The sequence below is a fragment of the Bradyrhizobium sp. HKCCYLS3070 genome (assembly GCF_051167575.1).
Taxonomy (GTDB): Bacteria; Pseudomonadota; Alphaproteobacteria; order Rhizobiales; family Xanthobacteraceae; genus Bradyrhizobium.
The window spans coordinates 761,496-777,708 of sequence record NZ_JBNPTI010000001.1 but is presented as its reverse complement, the minus strand read 5'-3'; the positions used below and the strand labels follow the sequence as shown (position 1 = coordinate 777,708).

The window sequence follows — 16,213 nt, the reverse complement described above, 5'->3', positions numbered from 1 at the left end:
CGCTCCTCGCCATCGTCAGGCCGACGCCGACATCTTCGCGATGTCGGCAGCATTCGACACACTCTCGACATTCCAGCAGGCGTCCATGATCCGCCGGATCGACGCCGCCGGAACGATGCCGTCGGCGAGGTCCACGAACTTCGCCTCGAGCTGCTGGTCGGTCATCGGCACTTCCACGCTGCCGACGGCGTGCTCGATGCGGCGGCTGAGCTTCCGCCCATCCTTCAGCACGATCGTCATCTCGACCTGCTCCGGCTTGATCTCGGGCGTGATGACCGGAATGACCTTGCTACGCAGCGACAGCACCGTCGGATCGGTTACCGCGCGATCGCTGAACTGCTTCTCTCCGCCCGCGCCTTCCACGATCGCCACGGCCACCGCGTGATAGATGCTGAACTTGCCCTCGAGCCCCTGCTGCGGCGTCTTTTTGCCGGTCAGCTCGAGCACGAGCGGGTTGACCTTGAGATCGACATGGTCGATCTGGTCGGCCGTCAGCCTGTTCTCGTTGCGCAGCTGAATCGCAGCGTCGATCGCCGGATGCAGAACGATGCCGCAGGCGAACGGCTTGTAGGTGTTGAGGGCGGCTTCGTAACGCTTGCCGAGATCGCCGACGATCTCGCCATAGTCCTGCTTCGTGCTGATCGTGTTGGCCCAGCCGCGCTTCGCCTCGATCATCCCGTCCGACGACGTGAAATTCTTCGACGCCAGAAGGGCGGCAAATATGCCGTTTGACGCCGCACGGCCGGGGTTGAAGCTCTTGTTCATGGACCCGAACGATTCGCGCAGGCCGACCGGCTGCGACGCGGCGAGACCCAGCGCCCAGGTCATCTGCCGCTCGTTGAGCTTCAACAGCTTGCCGGCAGCCGCAGCCGCACCAAACACCCCGGCAGTCCCGGTGATGTGCCAGCCGACATCGTAGTGGTTCGGATAGACGGCGTTGCCGATCCTGCACTCGGTCTCGACACCGAGGACGAGCGCATTCAGGAACTCCTTGCCGGACACCGGCTGCATTTCCGAGAGCGCAATGATCGCCGAAACCACCGGGCCGGCCGGATGGATGATCGTCTTCAGATGGGTGTCGTCGAAATCGAAGATGTGGCTGGACACGCCGTTGATGAAGGCGGCGTTCATGATGTCGAACCGCTCGCGCCGGCCGAACAGCGACGCCTGCTGCGGGCCGGAGAACGGCGCCAACGCCGCGACCGCGATATCGACCGTTTCGTGTCGCGACCCGCCGATCGCGACGCCGACCCAGTTCAGCAGCGTCCTCACGCCTTCCTTGCGGACCTTGACCGGCAGAACATCATATCCCGCCGAGACGATGTACCGCGCAAGCGTACGCGTGACCTCCTTGGGCGGCGCCGCGGCGGGCGCCGCCGGTGCCTGAGCCTGTGCAAATGCCGTAGTCGCGCCGACCGCGGACAAGGGAAGAGCGGCGGCGGCCTGAAGCAGGGTCCTGCGATCAGTGTGCATGTGACATCTCCCGGGCTTTGAACGAGGCCAATTGCGCGGCGAGCCGGACCGCGCTTTCGAGCGCGCCGGTGTTTGCGACGCCCTTGCCGACGATGTCGAACGCCGTGCCGTGCGAGGGCGTGGTGAAGACGGTCTCGAGGCCGGCCGTGACCGTCACTCCGCGATTGAAGCCGCGGAGCTTCGTCGCGATCTGCCCCTGGTCATGATACATCGCGACGACGCTGTCGAACTCGCCGGCAAACGCGCGAATGTAAACCGTATCCGCCGGATACGGACCGCTGCAGACAATGCCCTGTTTCGCAATCGCCTCGACCGTCGGCTTGATCATCTCGATCTCGTCGCGACCGAACAAGCCGCCCTCGCCGGCATGCGGATTCAGTGCGGCCACGGCGATCCGCGGCGCGGCGACTCCGGATCTCCGCATCATCCTGTCGACGAGGACCACCGCATCGGTGATCCGCGGCGGGCTGATGTCGTTCAGCGCCTCGCGCAGGGACTGGTGCCCGGTGACGCGCGACATCCATTGTCCATCCAACACGTTCATTTCAGAAAAATACGTACGGTGCCCGAGCAGGTCCGCGAACATCTTGTGCTCGTCCGGGTACCTCCAGCCGCCGTCGAACATCGCCCGCTTGTTCAAGGGCGCGAAGGTGATGGCATCGATCGCGCCGTCCTTGGCAAGATCGATCGCCCGCGACAGCGTCTCTCCGGTGAGCCGCCCGGACTCGGCGCTGGCCTTTCCGATCGGGTGCCTCGACGGGTCGGTGTTGCCGAGATCGATCAGCTGGATCTTGCCGGAAACCCAGGAAGCCTCGCTGGGTGAGCCGATCCGCTCGATATCGAGGCTCACGCCGGCATGCGCCATTCCCATCTCCAGCACGCGGGCATCGCCCACCACGACGAGGCGCGCCGCGTCGGCCAGCCGGTGATCGGAGAGGATTCGCGCCGTCTGCTCAGGACCGATACCGGTGCAATCACCGGGAACCAGCGCCACGATCGGCAAGTCTTCACTGAGAACCATGGATCCTACTTCGCTGCTTTCATCTGGACGACCCGCCCCCAATCGTCGCGGTCGAATTCACCATCCCATTTCGCCACCACGATCGCGGCCACTGCGTTGCCGATGGTGTTGGTGATCGCGCGCGCCAGCGACATGAAGCGGTCGATTCCGAGCAATAGCGCGAGGCCTTCGACAGGCAGCCCGGCCGCAACGACGGTCGCCGCCAGCGCGGCGAACGCCCCGCCCGTGACACCGGCTGCGCCCTTACTGGTGAACAGCATCACGACAAACAGGCTCAACTGCTGTGCCGTGCTCAGCTCGATGCCGTAGACCTGCGCCACGAAGATCGTGCTCAGCGGCAATGTCAGCGCCACGCCGTCGAGATTGAAGGAATAGCCGGACGGAATGACGAGACCGGTCACGGCGCGTCCCACCCCCGCACTTGGCAGCTTCTCCATCATTCCGGGAATCGCCGTCTCCGACGACGACGTTCCGAGCACGACGAGAAGCTCGGGGCGCAACAGCCGGAGCAGGTCCATCAGCCGGATGCCGACCAGACGGCAGATCATTCCCAGGACGACGAAGATGAAGAACGCCATCATCGCCCAGGCCGTCCCGACCAGGAGCGCGAGGGCGTACAATGTGGCGGCGCCGAACTTGCCGACCGTGAAAGCCATGGCGCCGAAGGCCCCGATCGGTGCCAGCATGACGACGACATGGACCACGCTGAACACGAGCTCGGTCAACCGCTCCATGCCCAAGCGCAACGGCAGCGCCTTTTCGCCGAGCATCAGGAGGCCAATGCCGCACAGCAGCGCGAGCACGAGAACCTGAAGCACGTCGCCGCTGGCAAAGGCGCCGAAGAAGCTTTCGGGGATCATGTGCTGGATATAGGCCGACAACGAGCCGACATGGGTCTGCGCATAGCGGGCCACGGCTTCGGCCTGTTGCGGGGTGGCGTGCGCCACACCCGCGCCGGGCTGGACCCATCGCACCACGATGAAGCTGAACAGCAGGCAGAGCGTCGTGACGATTTCGAAATACAGGAAGGCCTTGAGTCCGATGCGCCCGACCGCCTTCATGTCGCCGACCTGCGCGATGCCGGTCACCACGACCAGGAACACCAGCGGCGCAATCGTGACCTTGATGAGCGAGATGAAGCCGTCGGCGAGCGGCTTGAATTCGAGCGCTGCAGCCGGAAACAGCGCGCCGACGAGCGCGCCGAGCACGGCGCCCGCCACGATCAGGACATAAGGCTCCCGCCAAAGCGAGCCGGCACGGGGGGCAGCAGCCTGCGTCGGGAGCGCCTCGGACAAAGGAGTCGTTGTGATCGTCAATTCCGTGTCCTCCCGCCTCGTGCTCTTCGGCGCTGCAAACAGCGTCTCCGCGGCCCTTGTCTTTGGCCTGACATTGGACCAGCCGGTGCCGCGGTGCTAATGCCGTATTGGAATAATTCAATAACAAGCTGGCATCATGGACCTGAGCTGGATCGAGGATTTCCTCGCCATTGCGGAGGACGGCGGCTTCTCCCGCGCAGCGCTGCGCCGGCACGTGACGCAGCCGGCCTTGAGCCGGCGGATCAAGTCGCTGGAAGCGTGGCTTGGAGCGCCTCTGTTCGAGCGCAGCACCCATGTCGTGAAGCTGACGCCGGCGGGGGAGAGTTTTCGCCCGGTGGCGGAGGACGTCATTCGCAGGCTGTCAAACGGCCGCGAGGAGGCCCTGGAAGCGGCGCGCCTCAAGGCCGAGACCGTTCAATTCGTCGCCACCCACGCACTGTCGCAGACGTTCTTTCCGGACTGGATCCGCCGGGTCGACCGCGCGCGATCCGGATCCGCCGTTCAGCTCGTGGCGTCGAACTTCGCCGGGTGTGAGAAGCTCCTGCTCGAGGCCCATGCGCATTTCATGCTGGCGCATTACCATCCATCGCTCGCCAGCCGTCTGAATAACGATCGCTTTCAGCGCATCGATCTCGCCGACGACGTCCTGGTCCCAATCAGCGCGACCGGTTACAAGGCCGTCACGCGCAGCGGTCGCCGGCGGCAATCGATGCCGCGGTTTGCGCTGCCTGGCTCTGCGGACAAGCCGCTGCCCTATCTCGCCTATCATCCGGGTTCCGGCGTGGGCCGCATCGTGACCGCGTTCCTCGCGACGAAGCAGCCGAGCGCCATGCTGCTCCCCAGCTTCTCGGCACCGGTGATGCTGCTCATCAACATGGCCCGAGAAGGCCGCGGGATCACCTGGGCTCCACGCAGCCTGGTCGAGCTCGATCTCCAGAGCGGCCGATTGGTGAGAGCCGGCCCGAAGGACTGGGACATCAAGATCAGCATATGCCTCATCCGCGCGCGGGCGCGGATGATCCATGCCGCTGAGAGTCTTTGGAGCACGGCAAGGAAGTTGGCAGCGACTTAGCCAATTGGCGAAGATGGCTGCATAGCCAGCGTTGCTGGTCAGCCCAGGCAGGGCTTCGGAGTCGCGCTCCATCTCCGCATGTCCAGCGCCTCTTCGACCCGCTACCAGCGGCAGGTTCCGGTATGCGAATTCGTAGCCCGATACCCTGATCGGGGTTCTTTCTCAGTTCAGACCTTCGCAACCCCTCGCAATTGGAGCGAATCCGGCACCGGCGTCTGGAACTGATCTATTGTTTGGTCCAAGATTCGGGAGAACAGTTGGACCAGAGAACCGATGGCACGACGCCGAACCATCATCGCAATTCCCTCGCTGGGCTCGCTCGACCGGACTGCCGGCCGCGTTGGATACCAACTGACTCAAGCGCTTCGCGAGGCGATATCGAAGGGGATCTTGAAGCCTGGCGAGCGACTGCCATCCACTCGCGCCCTTGCCAATTCATTGCAGCTCGCGAGAGGAACCGTCATCGAGGCGTTTCATCAGCTCCATGCAGAAGGCTACCTCGAGGCCCGGGCCAGAGGCAGCACGATCGTCGCGAACGTCAATGCCGACACCGATTTGATGACCCGCGCTCCGGCGTTGATCGAACGCGCAGACCCCAGTCCTCTGTTGCCGGAGAAAGTCGCCCGTCTTGCTGAGGTCGCGCGGACTCTCCGGCCTCAAGACCCGGCGCCGTTTGCGATCGCTCATCCCGCGGGTGCAGTTGCCCCTGGCGACCAATGGCGACGGCTTGGCAATCGCGTCCGGGCTCTGCGGGCAGCCGCCCCGTCGGGCTACATTGATCCGAAAGGAGTACCCGATTTGCGGATCGCAATTGCCGAATATGCACGGAAGGCTCGGGGCGTGAAATGCGAGCCCGATCAGGTCATCGTTACGGCGGGCACGCAACAGGGGCTTTTCATATCGGCGACCGTCCTTCTCTCTGACGGCGATGCCGTGTGGGCCGAAGACCCGGCCTACCCCGGCATCATCGCCGTGCTCGAAAACTTCAATGTCCGGACGTTTCGGATTCCCGTGGATGATCAGGGCATCGACGTCCAAGACGGTCTCGTCCAGTGCCCGAACGCCCGGGTCGCTTTCGTCACGCCTTCGCATCAGTATCCGTTGGGCATGCCCATGAGCATGGTGAGACGCACCGCGTTGCTGTCGTGGGCGCGGCAGAACAATGCCTGGATCGTCGAAGACGACTACGACAGCGAACTTCGCTACGCCGGACATCCATTTCCATCGTTGCAGGGACTTGATCCCGCGCGCGTCGTGTACCTTGGGACGATGAGTAAGGTCTTGTTCTCCTCGATGAGGATCGGATATGCGATCGTTCCCCCTCCCCTGGTCGACGCGTTCGCTGGTGCGCGCGCCCTCATCGATCGCCATTCGCCGGCGGTCGACCAGCACGTCCTCGCGCAGTACATGCGCGAAGGCCATTTCGAAGCCCACATCCGGCGCATTCGCGGCGCTTACGCAGAACGACGCGCCGCCCTGATCTCCGCCCTTGTCAAGGACCTACCGTCCTGGGCAACGCTGCAGCCGAGCGACCAGGGCATGCACCTGTTACTCTGGCTTCCGCCCGGCCTCGACGATGTCACGATCGCGGAGCAGGCGCACAAAGCGGGGCTGGTGGTGCGACCGATCTCGCCCATGTACCATGCGACCCCGCCTCGTGGCGGACTCATGCTCGGGTTCGGCGGCTTTTCGATTGCCGAGCTACAGTCCGCCGTCGTCCGCCTCAGAGGCGTCCTCGATGCATTCGTTGCAGCCAAGGGGACGGCTCGCCCATCCAAGCCCGCGCCGCTGAAGGCGGTCAGATAGGGAGACAGTCGCTCATGCTCACACCGGCGCGCCGGACGTCTCCTCGCACGGCATGGGGACGCTGACAAATACGAAAGCTGGATCGCTCGCGCGTTGCTCTTATCACCTGATTGCCGCGTCTCTACTCCTGGCTTGCCTTGACGGCTGCGGCCGCCAGCATGGCGTCTCCGATGGCATGCTCGCCTCGTTCTTTCAAGGCCTCGCCTGCGGAGCGTATGTCTCGCACCTCCTTGTTCTGGCTCAGCTTGGATTTTCCGACCAGGTTCGTGATTGCGATCTCCAGCCCGACGATCGCCTTGAGCATCGTGTCGATATAGTCCTTCGGACCGTCAGTCATCTTCCAAGGGACCGGTTGAGACGCCTCATGCTTCCGTGTCAAACGGGCGACATTGCCACGCACGTAGCGTTCGTCGTCGTGAATGGTCACGCGCCCGTACGCATGCGCGACGAGATAGTTCCAGCTCGGCACCTGCTTGTGGAAATCCTGCTTGCTCGGGTACCATTGAGGGGAGATATAGGCGTCAGACGCGCGGAACACCACGAGCACCTCAGCGCCAGTGTCCAGATCCCGCCACACCGGGTTCGCGCGCGCCACGTGGCAGTGCAACGTTCCCCACTGCCCCTGCGCTCTGTTCAGCTCGAACGGAATATGATTGGCGTCCAAGCCGCTCTTGCCGTGCGTGATCAAAATGCCAAGCGGATTCTTTTCGATCAGATCGCAGAGCATCTCAGAACGGGCTTCGTCGAAGTGCGAGGGAACGTACATTGCAACTCCTTCGGCAGGAAGAGAACGCCACGTCACCGTTGACGGTCACGCAGCCATTGTCAGGATTTGTTCAGACCTCGACCATCGCGAAGTCGCTCTTGCCTGCACCACAGTCGGGGCAGATCCAGTCTTCGGACACGTCCTGCCAACGCGTGCCGGGTGGAATGCCGTCGTCGGGCCATCCGTCGCGTTCATTGTAGACGAGTCCGCAGAGCACGCATGTCCAACTCTTGTAGACGGGCGCCTCAGCGGTCGTTTCGGAGTTCGGGTGAGCGCTGTCCTTGCTCATGATGGCTTGCCCTTGTGTCAGGAGGCGGTTCACGAGCGATTTAGGTCAGGCCTGCCCCATTCAACAGTGCCAGTTTTTGGCATTATCACTGGACCAGAATTGTCCTTGATGCGGCAGACTCGATGCTTTGCCTGAAGATGAGCTGCTCGTCGCCATTGCCCCTCTCCGAACCACTGCGCTGCAGTCACCAGCTATTCGGCCGAAGCTCTCGAATTTTGCGTGCTCGGGCCAATAGCGTCTTGCACTTCGGCCACACAGAGTCTGGGTTTATCACGCTCACCCAGCGCATCGCGCCATAAACCGGATGAGGGAAGAACGTGTCTGACGCCTGATAGTCAAAGCTCGCTTTTTGGAGATCAGCCTTACCTCTGATTTCCGGAAAGAGACTTTGAAAGGTCTCCTTGTCGGTCGCAAAATTCAGGCGGTATCTGCCCTCGCGGTTCAGTTGCGAGGAACTATCGTGATCTTCGTCACGGGTCACGATAGTCGCGAAAGGGAATTTTGTGTTGCCGTCCGCAAGGAAATACAGGTCAGGCGTGGTGTCATGAACCTCGACGTCATCGAATTCCGTTTGAATCCAGTCGCAAATGTCTTTGAGCGCAATTTCCACAACGATCTCCTCAGGTAGCCAAGTTTGGCTACCTATCTAGCGCGGGAAGTCAAATTTGTCTAGTCTCGAGGCGAAAGGTGCTTATGATGAATGTAGTTAGACTGCTGGTGCTGGGAGTGATCCGGGAACTCGGGCGTTGCCACGGCTACGCCATTCGGCAGACGTTGGAGGAATGGCAGGTGCAAACGTGGAGCCAGCTGCATTCAGGCTCCATCTATCACGCGCTGCAGCAGCTCACAAAAGAGGGCCTGCTAGAAAGCGGCGCTCCCGAACCGGGCAACCGAGGCCCAGGAAAGCTGACCTTCGCGATAAACGAGGCCGGAGAAGTCGAGTTTCACGACCAGTTGCGACAGGCCTTGGCCAGCTTTGACCTCATCGAGTTGAGCGCGGGCATCGCGTTCGTCGGATGCCTACCGGCAGCCGAAGCCAAGTCCCTAATTTCTGAAACCATCGACCGCTTGAGGGACAACGCAGAACGTTTGGCGCTCATCGCCTCTTCGGTCCAGCCGAGCGTCAAGCCGCCCCGCACAAAGAACCTGCTTGATCTCTGGCGCGCAAATTTGGCGACGACGGCTACATCATTGGAAGAAATCCGCGGCACGCTGCATACACTCGCCGCGCCGCCAAAACGTGCCCGCACGACCCGTAGCCACTGAATAACTGCCATGAGAAGCTATCTGATTTGTACGCTATAGCCCGATATCTCCGCATGCATTCACGCTGGGGCTTCAAATCGAATATCTTTCGTCTTCTATCTCCAAATATCAAAACACTGGAGATACGGTATGAGCGCCGCGCAGCATGTCGCCCGCAGGACAATTCGCATTACGGTGACAGTGCACAAAATTAAACACCCGCCCCGCAGCGCCGTCAGATCAGCACCTTGAACGACGCCATGAACTTCCGGTCTGCCGCATCCCAGCCCTCCAGCGGTTTGCGTTTCATGACCTGCACGAGGAAGGTGTGCGGTCCGGAGACCGTCGTCAGGCCGCCTCCCCAGACCTTGTCGCTGCTGAAGGTGAAGCGCTTGGCGGGGAGCATGGCGCCGCTCGCCGACTTGAACTCGGTCTTGTCGATCGAGAGGAATTCGCCCGATACGCGCTCCACCAGTCCGTCGAGCATGGACTGCATCATCCCGGCCGGCTTGCCTTGGATCGGCCAGGACGCATGGAAAACGGCGAAGGCCTTGTTGCCGTCCTTGGCGAGAAACGTCGTCGACGAAAGTCCAAGCAGGCCGCTCGACTTTTCCTCCGGCGGCGTCGGAAATTCGACCGAGAAGAAATGCTCGGCCGGGGCGAACACGCGGCCGGCGAAGGCCGGGGCCGGGATAACGGCGCCACTGAGGATGGCCAACAGATGGCGTCGCGATATCCCGCTCATGACGGCCTACCCTACTCCCACTCAATCGTCCCCGGCGGCTTTGATGTCACGTCGTACACCACCCGGTTCACGCCCTTCACCTCGTTGATGATGCGCGTCGCCGTGTTGCCGAGGAACTTCATGTCGAACGGATAGAAATCCGCGGTCATGCCGTCCGTCGAGGTGACGGCGCGCAGGCCGACGACGTAGTCGTAGGTGCGGCCGTCGCCCATGACGCCGACGGTCTTGACGGGGAGCAGCACGGCGAAGGCCTGCCAGATGGTGTCGTAGAGGCCGGCTTTCCGGATCTCGTCGATGTAGATGGCGTCGGCCTTGCGCAGGATGTCGAGCTTGTCGACCGTGATCTCGCCGGGGCAGCGGATGGCGAGGCCCGGGCCCGGGAACGGGTGGCGGCCGACGAACACATCCGGCAGGCCGAGCTCGCGGCCGAGCACGCGGACCTCGTCCTTGAACAGCTCGCGCAGCGGCTCGACCAGCTTCATGTTCATGCGGGCCGGAAGGCCGCCGACATTGTGGTGCGACTTGATCGTCACCGAGGGACCGCCGGTGAAGGAGACGCTCTCGATCACGTCGGGGTAGAGCGTGCCCTGCGCCAGGAAATCGGCGCCGCCGATCTTCTTCGCTTCCGCCTCGAACACGTCGATGAAGAGTCGTCCGATGGTCTTGCGCTTCGCTTCCGGGTCGGTGACGCCGGCGAGCTCGCCGAGGAAGAGCTTTGAGGCGTCCACATGCACCAGCGGGATGTTGTAGTGGTGCCGGAACAGGTCGACGACGGTCTCGGCCTCGTTGAGCCTGAGCAGGCCGTGATCGACGAATACGCAGGTGAGCTGGTCGCCGATCGCCTCGTGGATCAGCACCGCGGCGACGGCGGAATCGACGCCGCCGGAGAGGCCGCAGATCACCTTGCCCTTGCCGACCTGCGCGCGGATCTTCTTGATCTCCTCGGCGCGGAAGGCGTGCATGGTCCAGTCGCCGCCGAGGCCGGCGATGTTGCGGACGAAGTTGCGGATCAGTTTTGCACCGTCCGGCGTGTGCACCACCTCGGGGTGGAACATCAGGCCGTAGTATTTGCGCTTCTCGTCCTGGATCACGGCGAAGGGCGCGTTCGGCGAGACGCCGGCCACCGAGAAGCCCGGCGGCATCTGCGTGATGCGGTCGCCATGGCTCATCCACACCTGGTGCTGCTCGCCGGTCTGCCAGACGCCCTCGAACAGGCGGCTTTCCGTCTTCACCTCGACGTCGGCGCGGCCGAACTCGCGGTGGTGGCCGCCCTCGACGGTGCCGCCGAGCTGGGCGGCCATCGTCATCTGGCCGTAGCAGATGCCCATCACGGGCACGCCTGAATCGAAGATCAGCTGCGGGGCGCGCGGGGAGCCCTCTTCGTGGACGGATTCGGGGCCGCCGGACAGGATCACGGCCTTGGGCTGCATCTCGCGGAAGGCGGCCTCCGCCTTCTGGAACGGCACGATCTCGCAATACACGCCGTCCTCGCGCACCCGGCGCGCGATCAGCTGCGTGACCTGGCTGCCGAAATCGACGATCAGGATCTTGTCGTGGAGCGCGGCCACGGAGGTGTCAGTGGCGGCGCTGGCGGGGGTGTTGGGCTGGGCTGTCATGGCAAGGAATTACGCCGAGAGCACGAGTCCCGCAACCCTTCGCCGGGGTTGACGCCCTTTCCTCCCCGTCATTCCGGGGCGCGCGGAGCGCGAGCCCGGAATCCATAACCACGACCGGGAGTATGGATTCCGGGCCCGCGCCAAGGGGCGCGTCCCGGAATGACAGCGTGCTTGTGGCAACGCCGTCATGCCCCGCGAAGGCGGGGTATCCAGTACGCCGCGGCGTCTCGGTCGGCCACGACCGGCGGGTGGATTACTGGGTCCCCCGCTTTCGCAGAGGACGACGGTGGAGGATGCCGCGGCTGCCTCCTCCGTCATTGCGAGCGCAGCGAAGCAATCCAGAGTCTCGCGCGCAACCCTGGATTGCTTCGCTGCGCTCGCAATGACGGCGGTGGGTGGAGTTTAGGCCTGCTTCTTCAATACCGACACGAAGAACCCGTCCGTCCCCGTCCGGCGCGGGGTCATCAGCCAGCCCTCCGGCGTCTTCAGCGCGGCCTCGGCGAAGGCCTCGGCCTTGTCCCAGAGGACGGTGGCGGTCTGGTCTGGGGGCTGGATGGCGAAGGCCGGGTGCCGATCCACGAAGGCGCGGACCTGGTCGCCATTTTCGGGCTGCAGCACCGAGCAGGTGATGTAGGCGATGCGGCCGCCGGGCTTGACCAGGGAGGCGGCCCGCTCCAGCACTTCGGCCTGGTCCTTCAGCCGGATATCCAGCGCGCCGGGGCGCATGCGCCATTTGGCGTCGGGGTTGCGGCGCCAGGTGCCGGTGCCCGTGCAGGGGGCGTCGATGACGACGAGGTCGGCCGAGGCCTTGATGTCGGCGAGCGGGTCGGCGTCGCCCTTCGGGCTGCGCACATCGGCATTGTGGACGCCGGCGCGCGACAGCCGCTCGTGGATGGGCGCGAGCTGGCGCTTGTCGTGGTCGGTGGCGATCAGCCGGCCCTTGCCGCCCATCATCGCCGCCAGGGCCAGCGTCTTGCCGCCGGCGCCGGCGCAGAGGTCAATGACCTGCTCGCCGGGCTTGGCGGCCGTGAACAGCGCCGCGAGCTGCGAGCCCTCGTCCTGGACCTCGATGCCGCCCTTGATGAAATCCTCCTCGGCATGGATTCCGGGATTGCGGGCGTCGGCACCGAGCGTGATGCGCAGGCCGATCGGCGACCACGGCGTCGGCACCGCACCGAGATGCTTCAGCGAGGCCTGCACCTTCTCGCGCTTGGCCTTGAGCGTGTTGACGCGGAGGTCGAGCGGCGCGCGGCTGGCCATCGCCATGGCCTCGGCGACGCGGTCGTCGCCGAACACCGCAGTGAGATAAGGGTCGAGCCAGTCGGGATAGTCGCCGGCGACCGGCGGCGGCGCGCCCTCGGTCGTGCGCGAGGCCAGCGCCGTCTCCTCCTGCGCGGTCAAGGGCGGCGGCGCGAAGCGGCTGCCGTCGCACATCGCCGCGATGGTCGGCACATCGAGGCCGCGCTCGAGCTTGAGCATGCCGAGCACCCGCGCCCGCGCCGTGTCGTCCTCCATGACATAGGCGCTGGAGGCACGGCGGCGGAGCACGTCCCAGACCAGGCCGGCGATGGCGGCCCGGTCGCCGGAGCCGGCGAAGCGGTGGCTGGTGCCCCAGTCCTTCAAGGCCTTGGCCGCCGGCGCCCTCTGGGCCTCGATGGTCTCGATGATGTCGATGGCGGCGGACAGCCGGGCGGCGGGGGTCATTCAGGAGGTCCAGTTCTAGATCAGGAGAAGGATCTTGAGGGCGAAATACAGCCACATCGCCAGCAGCACCAGCGCCGAGGCGATCCAGGCGAGCCCGCGCTGGCGGCTGTCCTTGACGCCGCTGACAAGGCCGGCATTGACGAAGCGGGTCACCACGAACACCCAGGACAGCAGCACGATGACCAGATCGGCATGCCGCAGCGGCAGCGCAATCGCGATCAGCGCGTAGAACAGGGTCGGCAGGCCGAATTCGTCGGCGACGTCAGCGGTTTGTGCCCGTGTCCTGTTCCAGAACAGCAGCGCGAAGGTGAGCCCGACCTGCACGAAGACGGGCAGCAGCACCATGGTCAGCGACATGGAAATCCCCCTTGGGAAAGTCGAAGGCCCGGCATGATGCCGGGCCCTCGTGGATGAACCGGTTCCCTCAGGACTCCCGATAAGCGCCCGTGGTTCCCGCTTTTTTCCAGACAGGCTTAAGAATTACATCAGGTGTGGCTCAGGCCTTGTCGGGGCCGACCCGCACCAGCTGCTTGCCGAAATTGGCGCCCTTGAGCAGGCCCATGAACGCGGACGGCGCGTTCTCCAGGCCCTCGGTGACGTACTCCTTGTACTTGACCTTGCCGTCGCGGACCCAGGCCGACATGTCCTTGAGGAAGTCGCCATGGCGGGAGGCGAAATCGCTGACGATGAAGCCGCGGATGGTCAGCCGCTTGGTCAGCACATTGCGCATCAGCGCGCCGGCCCATTTCGGCGCCACCGACTGGGTGTCGTTGTAATGCGCGATCAGGCCGCAGACCGGCATGCGGGCGAAGGCGTTGAACAGCGGGAACACCGCCTCGAACACCGGGCCGCCGACATTCTCGAAATAGACGTCGATGCCCTTGGGACAGGCTTCCTTGAGCTTCGCGGCGAGATCGGGATCGCGGTGGTCGAGGCAGTCGTCGAAGCCGAACTCGGACTTCACGTAGTCGCATTTGTCCTTGCCGCCGGCGATGCCGATGGCGCGGGCGCCCTTGATCTTCGCGATCTGCCCGACCGCCGAGCCGACCGCGCCGGAGGCCGCGGCGACCACCACCGTCTCGCCGGCCTTGGGCTGGCCGATGTCGAGCAGGCCGGTATAGGCGGTCATGCCGGGCATGCCGAGCACGCCCACCGCGGTCGAGATCGGTGCGAGCTTCGGGTCGACCTTGGCGAGGCCCTTGCCGTCGGAGATCGCGTGCGTCTGCCAGCCGGCGCGCGCCAGCACGATGTCGCCGGCCTTGAAGCCGGGATTGTTGGAGGCCACCACCTCGCACACGGTCCCCGCCTCCATCACGCCGCCGACCGGCACCGGCTGGGCATAGGACGGCCCGTTGCTCATGCGCCCGCGCATGTAGGGATCGAGCGACAGCCAGATCGTGCGCAGCAGCACCTCGCCCGCGCCCGGCGTCGGGACGGCGTAGTCCTCGAGACGGAAATCAGTGGGCTTGGGCTCGCCGACGGGACGGGCGGCGAGAACGATGCGCTTGGCTTGGGACATGGTGTTTCCTCTTTTGTTGGTTGTGACGTTCGATGCTAGCCCCACGGGCACCGTCATTGCGAGGAGCGAAGCGACGAAGCAATCCAGGGCTTCACTCGCCGCCCTGGATTGCTTCGCTTCGCTCGCAATGACGGAAAGAGCGGGCGTGCGGCTTACGCCCCGCCCGGATAGTTCGGGCTTTCGCGGGTGATCGTCACGTCGTGGACGTGGCTCTCGCGCAGTCCGGCGCCGGTGATGCGGACGAACTCGGCCTTGGAGTGAAATTCGCCGAGATCCTTGGCGCCGACATAGCCCATGGCGGCACGGAGGCCGCCGGCGAGCTGGTGCATGACGTTGCCGACCGGGCCCTTGTACGGCACCTGACCCTCGATGCCCTCGGGCACGAGCTTCAAGGTATCCTTGATGTCCTGCTGGAAGTAGCGGTCGGCCGAGCCGCGCGCCATCGCGCCGACCGAGCCCATGCCGCGATAGGCCTTGTAGGAGCGGCCCTGCCACAGGAACACTTCGCCGGGGGTCTCGTCGGTGCCGGCGAGCAGCGAGCCGACCATGGCGACATCGGCGCCCGCGGCGAGCGCCTTGGCGAGGTCGCCGGAGAACTTGATGCCGCCGTCGGCGATGACCGGCACGTCGGCCTTCTTGGCGGCCTCGACCGCATCCATGATCGCGGTGAGCTGCGGCACGCCGACCCCGGCGACGATGCGCGTGGTGCAGATCGAGCCCGGGCCGATGCCGACCTTGACCGCGTCTGCGCCGGCATCGATCAGCGCCTGGGCGCCGTCGCGGGTGGCGATGTTGCCGGCGATCACCTGCACCGCGTTGGAGATGCGCTTGATGCGGTTGACCGCCTCGAGCACGCGCGAGGAATGGCCGTGCGCGGTGTCGACCACGACGAGGTCGACACCGGCCTCGATCAGCTTCTCGGTGCGCTCGAAGCCGCCCTCGCCCACGGTGGTCGCGGCGGCGACGCGGAGCCGGCCCTGGCCGTCCTTGCAGGCCAAGGGATGCGCGACCGCCTTCTCCATGTCCTTCACGGTGATCAGGCCGACGCAGCGATACTGGTCGTCGACGACCAGCAGCTTCTCGATGCGGTGCTTGTGCAGGATCTTCTTGGCCTCGTCCTGGCCGACGCCCTCGCGCACGGTGACGAGGTTCTCATGCGTCATCAGCTCGGAGATCTTCTGGCGCGGATCGGTGGCGAAGCGCACGTCGCGATTGGTGAGGATGCCGACCAGCTTGCCGGGGATGCCCTTGCCGCCGCCGGTGACCACCGGGATGCCGGAGAAGCCGTAATCCTTCATCAGCGCCAGCGCGTCGGCGAGCGTGGCGTCGGGCGCGATGGTCAGCGGATTGACCACCATGCCCGACTCGAACTTCTTGACCTGGCGCACCTGGGCGGCCTGGCCCTCGGGATCGAAATTGCGGTGGATGACGCCGATACCGCCGGCCTGCGCCATGGCGATCGCCATGCGCGCCTCGGTGACGGTATCCATGGCGGAGGCCATGATCGGAATGTTGAGCGGGATCTCGCGCGTCACGCGCGAGCGGATGTCGACCTCGGAGGGCAGCACATCGGACAGGCCCGGCTTCAAGAGCACGTCGTCGAAGGTGAAGGCTTCGCGAAGTGTCTGGACGGTCGCCATC

15 protein-coding genes are annotated in these 16,213 nt (G+C 64.6%); 3 read left to right on the top strand and 12 right to left on the bottom strand.

What is annotated here, in order from left to right; translation table 11 throughout:
* Positions 1–15: 15 nt before the first annotated feature.
* The 3 genes from ACQR03_RS03495 to ACQR03_RS03485 are packed head-to-tail and all read right to left on the bottom strand — an operon-like array spanning position 16 to position 3,810.
* Complete coding sequence (locus ACQR03_RS03495) at positions 16–1,473, bottom strand: MmgE/PrpD family protein (protein WP_316192682.1); 1,458 nt, start codon at positions 1,471–1,473, stop codon at positions 16–18.
* The gene (locus ACQR03_RS03490; RefSeq protein WP_434840957.1) at positions 1,463–2,494 is read right to left on the bottom strand and encodes a PdxA family dehydrogenase; all 1,032 of its coding nucleotides are present in this window, start codon (positions 2,492–2,494) and stop codon (positions 1,463–1,465) included. Before ACQR03_RS03490 ends, ACQR03_RS03495 begins: the two co-directional genes overlap by 11 nt.
* Positions 2,495–2,499: 5 nt before the next feature.
* A complete protein-coding gene (locus ACQR03_RS03485) occupies positions 2,500–3,810 on the bottom strand; it encodes a cation:dicarboxylate symporter family transporter (protein ID WP_434840956.1) in 1,311 nt (436 codons plus the stop codon).
* A gap of 136 nt (positions 3,811–3,946) precedes the next feature.
* On the opposite strand from ACQR03_RS03485, the gene ACQR03_RS03480 reads away from it, so the two are divergent.
* The gene (locus ACQR03_RS03480; RefSeq protein ID WP_315749806.1) at positions 3,947–4,882 is read left to right on the top strand and encodes a LysR family transcriptional regulator; all 936 of its coding nucleotides are present in this window, start codon (positions 3,947–3,949) and stop codon (positions 4,880–4,882) included.
* A gap of 273 nt (positions 4,883–5,155) precedes the next feature.
* A complete protein-coding gene (locus ACQR03_RS03475; RefSeq protein WP_434840955.1) occupies positions 5,156–6,688 on the top strand; it encodes a PLP-dependent aminotransferase family protein in 1,533 nt (510 codons plus the stop codon).
* Between the two features lie 121 nt (positions 6,689–6,809).
* Here the strand turns inward: ACQR03_RS03475 and ACQR03_RS03470 are convergent, their stop codons facing one another.
* The 3 genes from ACQR03_RS03470 to ACQR03_RS03460 all read right to left on the bottom strand — a co-directional run bounded on the left by ACQR03_RS03470 (position 6,810) and on the right by ACQR03_RS03460 (position 8,353).
* The gene (locus tag ACQR03_RS03470) at positions 6,810–7,454 is read right to left on the bottom strand and encodes an FMN-binding negative transcriptional regulator (RefSeq protein WP_434840954.1); all 645 of its coding nucleotides are present in this window, start codon (positions 7,452–7,454) and stop codon (positions 6,810–6,812) included.
* Positions 7,455–7,524: 70 nt separating this feature from the next.
* The gene (locus tag ACQR03_RS03465; RefSeq protein ID WP_316184772.1) at positions 7,525–7,743 is read right to left on the bottom strand and encodes a rubredoxin; all 219 of its coding nucleotides are present in this window, start codon (positions 7,741–7,743) and stop codon (positions 7,525–7,527) included.
* A 184-nt stretch (positions 7,744–7,927) separates the two neighbouring features.
* Positions 7,928–8,353, bottom strand: a complete 426-nt coding sequence (locus ACQR03_RS03460; protein ID WP_315749801.1) for a DUF6194 family protein — start codon at positions 8,351–8,353, stop codon at positions 7,928–7,930.
* Positions 8,354–8,439: 86 nt separating this feature from the next.
* On the opposite strand from ACQR03_RS03460, the gene ACQR03_RS03455 reads away from it, so the two are divergent.
* Positions 8,440–9,009, top strand: a complete 570-nt coding sequence (locus tag ACQR03_RS03455; RefSeq protein ID WP_434840953.1) for a PadR family transcriptional regulator — start codon at positions 8,440–8,442, stop codon at positions 9,007–9,009.
* Positions 9,010–9,223: 214 nt separating this feature from the next.
* Here the strand turns inward: ACQR03_RS03455 and ACQR03_RS03450 are convergent, their stop codons facing one another.
* From ACQR03_RS03450 to guaB, 6 genes are all read right to left on the bottom strand, one after another.
* Positions 9,224–9,706: a hypothetical protein gene (locus ACQR03_RS03450; RefSeq protein WP_434840952.1), complete on the bottom strand. Its 483-nt coding sequence runs from the start codon at positions 9,704–9,706 to the stop codon at positions 9,224–9,226.
* Positions 9,707–9,744: 38 nt separating this feature from the next.
* Positions 9,745–11,349 (bottom strand): glutamine-hydrolyzing GMP synthase, encoded by a 1,605-nt coding sequence (guaA, locus tag ACQR03_RS03445; RefSeq protein WP_434840951.1) that lies wholly within the window; start codon positions 11,347–11,349, stop codon positions 9,745–9,747.
* Positions 11,350–11,751: 402 nt separating this feature from the next.
* Entirely contained in the window at positions 11,752–13,053 is a 1,302-nt protein-coding gene (locus tag ACQR03_RS03440; RefSeq protein WP_434840950.1) for an RsmB/NOP family class I SAM-dependent RNA methyltransferase, read from the bottom strand.
* A gap of 15 nt (positions 13,054–13,068) precedes the next feature.
* A complete protein-coding gene (locus ACQR03_RS03435; protein WP_316225333.1) occupies positions 13,069–13,410 on the bottom strand; it encodes an MAPEG family protein in 342 nt (113 codons plus the stop codon).
* Positions 13,411–13,549: 139 nt separating this feature from the next.
* Positions 13,550–14,572 carry an NADP-dependent oxidoreductase gene (locus ACQR03_RS03430; protein ID WP_434840949.1) on the bottom strand — a complete coding sequence of 341 codons (1,023 nt, stop codon included), beginning with the start codon at positions 14,570–14,572 and terminating at the stop codon, positions 13,550–13,552.
* 152 nt (positions 14,573–14,724) lie between these two features.
* Positions 14,725–16,212, bottom strand: coding sequence for an IMP dehydrogenase (gene guaB / locus ACQR03_RS03425; protein ID WP_315827414.1), 1,488 nt, complete (start codon positions 16,210–16,212; stop codon positions 14,725–14,727).
* Position 16,213 lies beyond the last annotated feature (1 nt).

Coding starts and splice junctions, on each gene's coding strand:
- ACQR03_RS03470 (WP_434840954.1), bottom strand. CDS start 7,454: ATGTACGTTCCCTCGCACTTCGACGAAGCCCGTTCTGAGATGCTCTGC.
- ACQR03_RS03440 (WP_434840950.1), bottom strand. CDS start 13,053: ATGACCCCCGCCGCCCGGCTGTCCGCCGCCATCGACATCATCGAGACC.
- ACQR03_RS03495 (WP_316192682.1), bottom strand. CDS start 1,473: ATGCACACTGATCGCAGGACCCTGCTTCAGGCCGCCGCCGCTCTTCCC.
- ACQR03_RS03430 (WP_434840949.1), bottom strand. CDS start 14,572: ATGTCCCAAGCCAAGCGCATCGTTCTCGCCGCCCGTCCCGTCGGCGAG.
- ACQR03_RS03455 (WP_434840953.1), top strand. CDS start 8,440: ATGAATGTAGTTAGACTGCTGGTGCTGGGAGTGATCCGGGAACTCGGG.
- ACQR03_RS03480 (WP_315749806.1), top strand. CDS start 3,947: ATGGACCTGAGCTGGATCGAGGATTTCCTCGCCATTGCGGAGGACGGC.
- ACQR03_RS03435 (WP_316225333.1), bottom strand. CDS start 13,410: ATGTCGCTGACCATGGTGCTGCTGCCCGTCTTCGTGCAGGTCGGGCTC.
- guaB (WP_315827414.1), bottom strand. CDS start 16,212: ATGGCGACCGTCCAGACACTTCGCGAAGCCTTCACCTTCGACGACGTG.
- ACQR03_RS03490 (WP_434840957.1), bottom strand. CDS start 2,494: ATGGTTCTCAGTGAAGACTTGCCGATCGTGGCGCTGGTTCCCGGTGAT.
- ACQR03_RS03465 (WP_316184772.1), bottom strand. CDS start 7,743: ATGAGCAAGGACAGCGCTCACCCGAACTCCGAAACGACCGCTGAGGCG.
- guaA (WP_434840951.1), bottom strand. CDS start 11,349: ATGACAGCCCAGCCCAACACCCCCGCCAGCGCCGCCACTGACACCTCC.
- ACQR03_RS03475 (WP_434840955.1), top strand. CDS start 5,156: ATGGCACGACGCCGAACCATCATCGCAATTCCCTCGCTGGGCTCGCTC.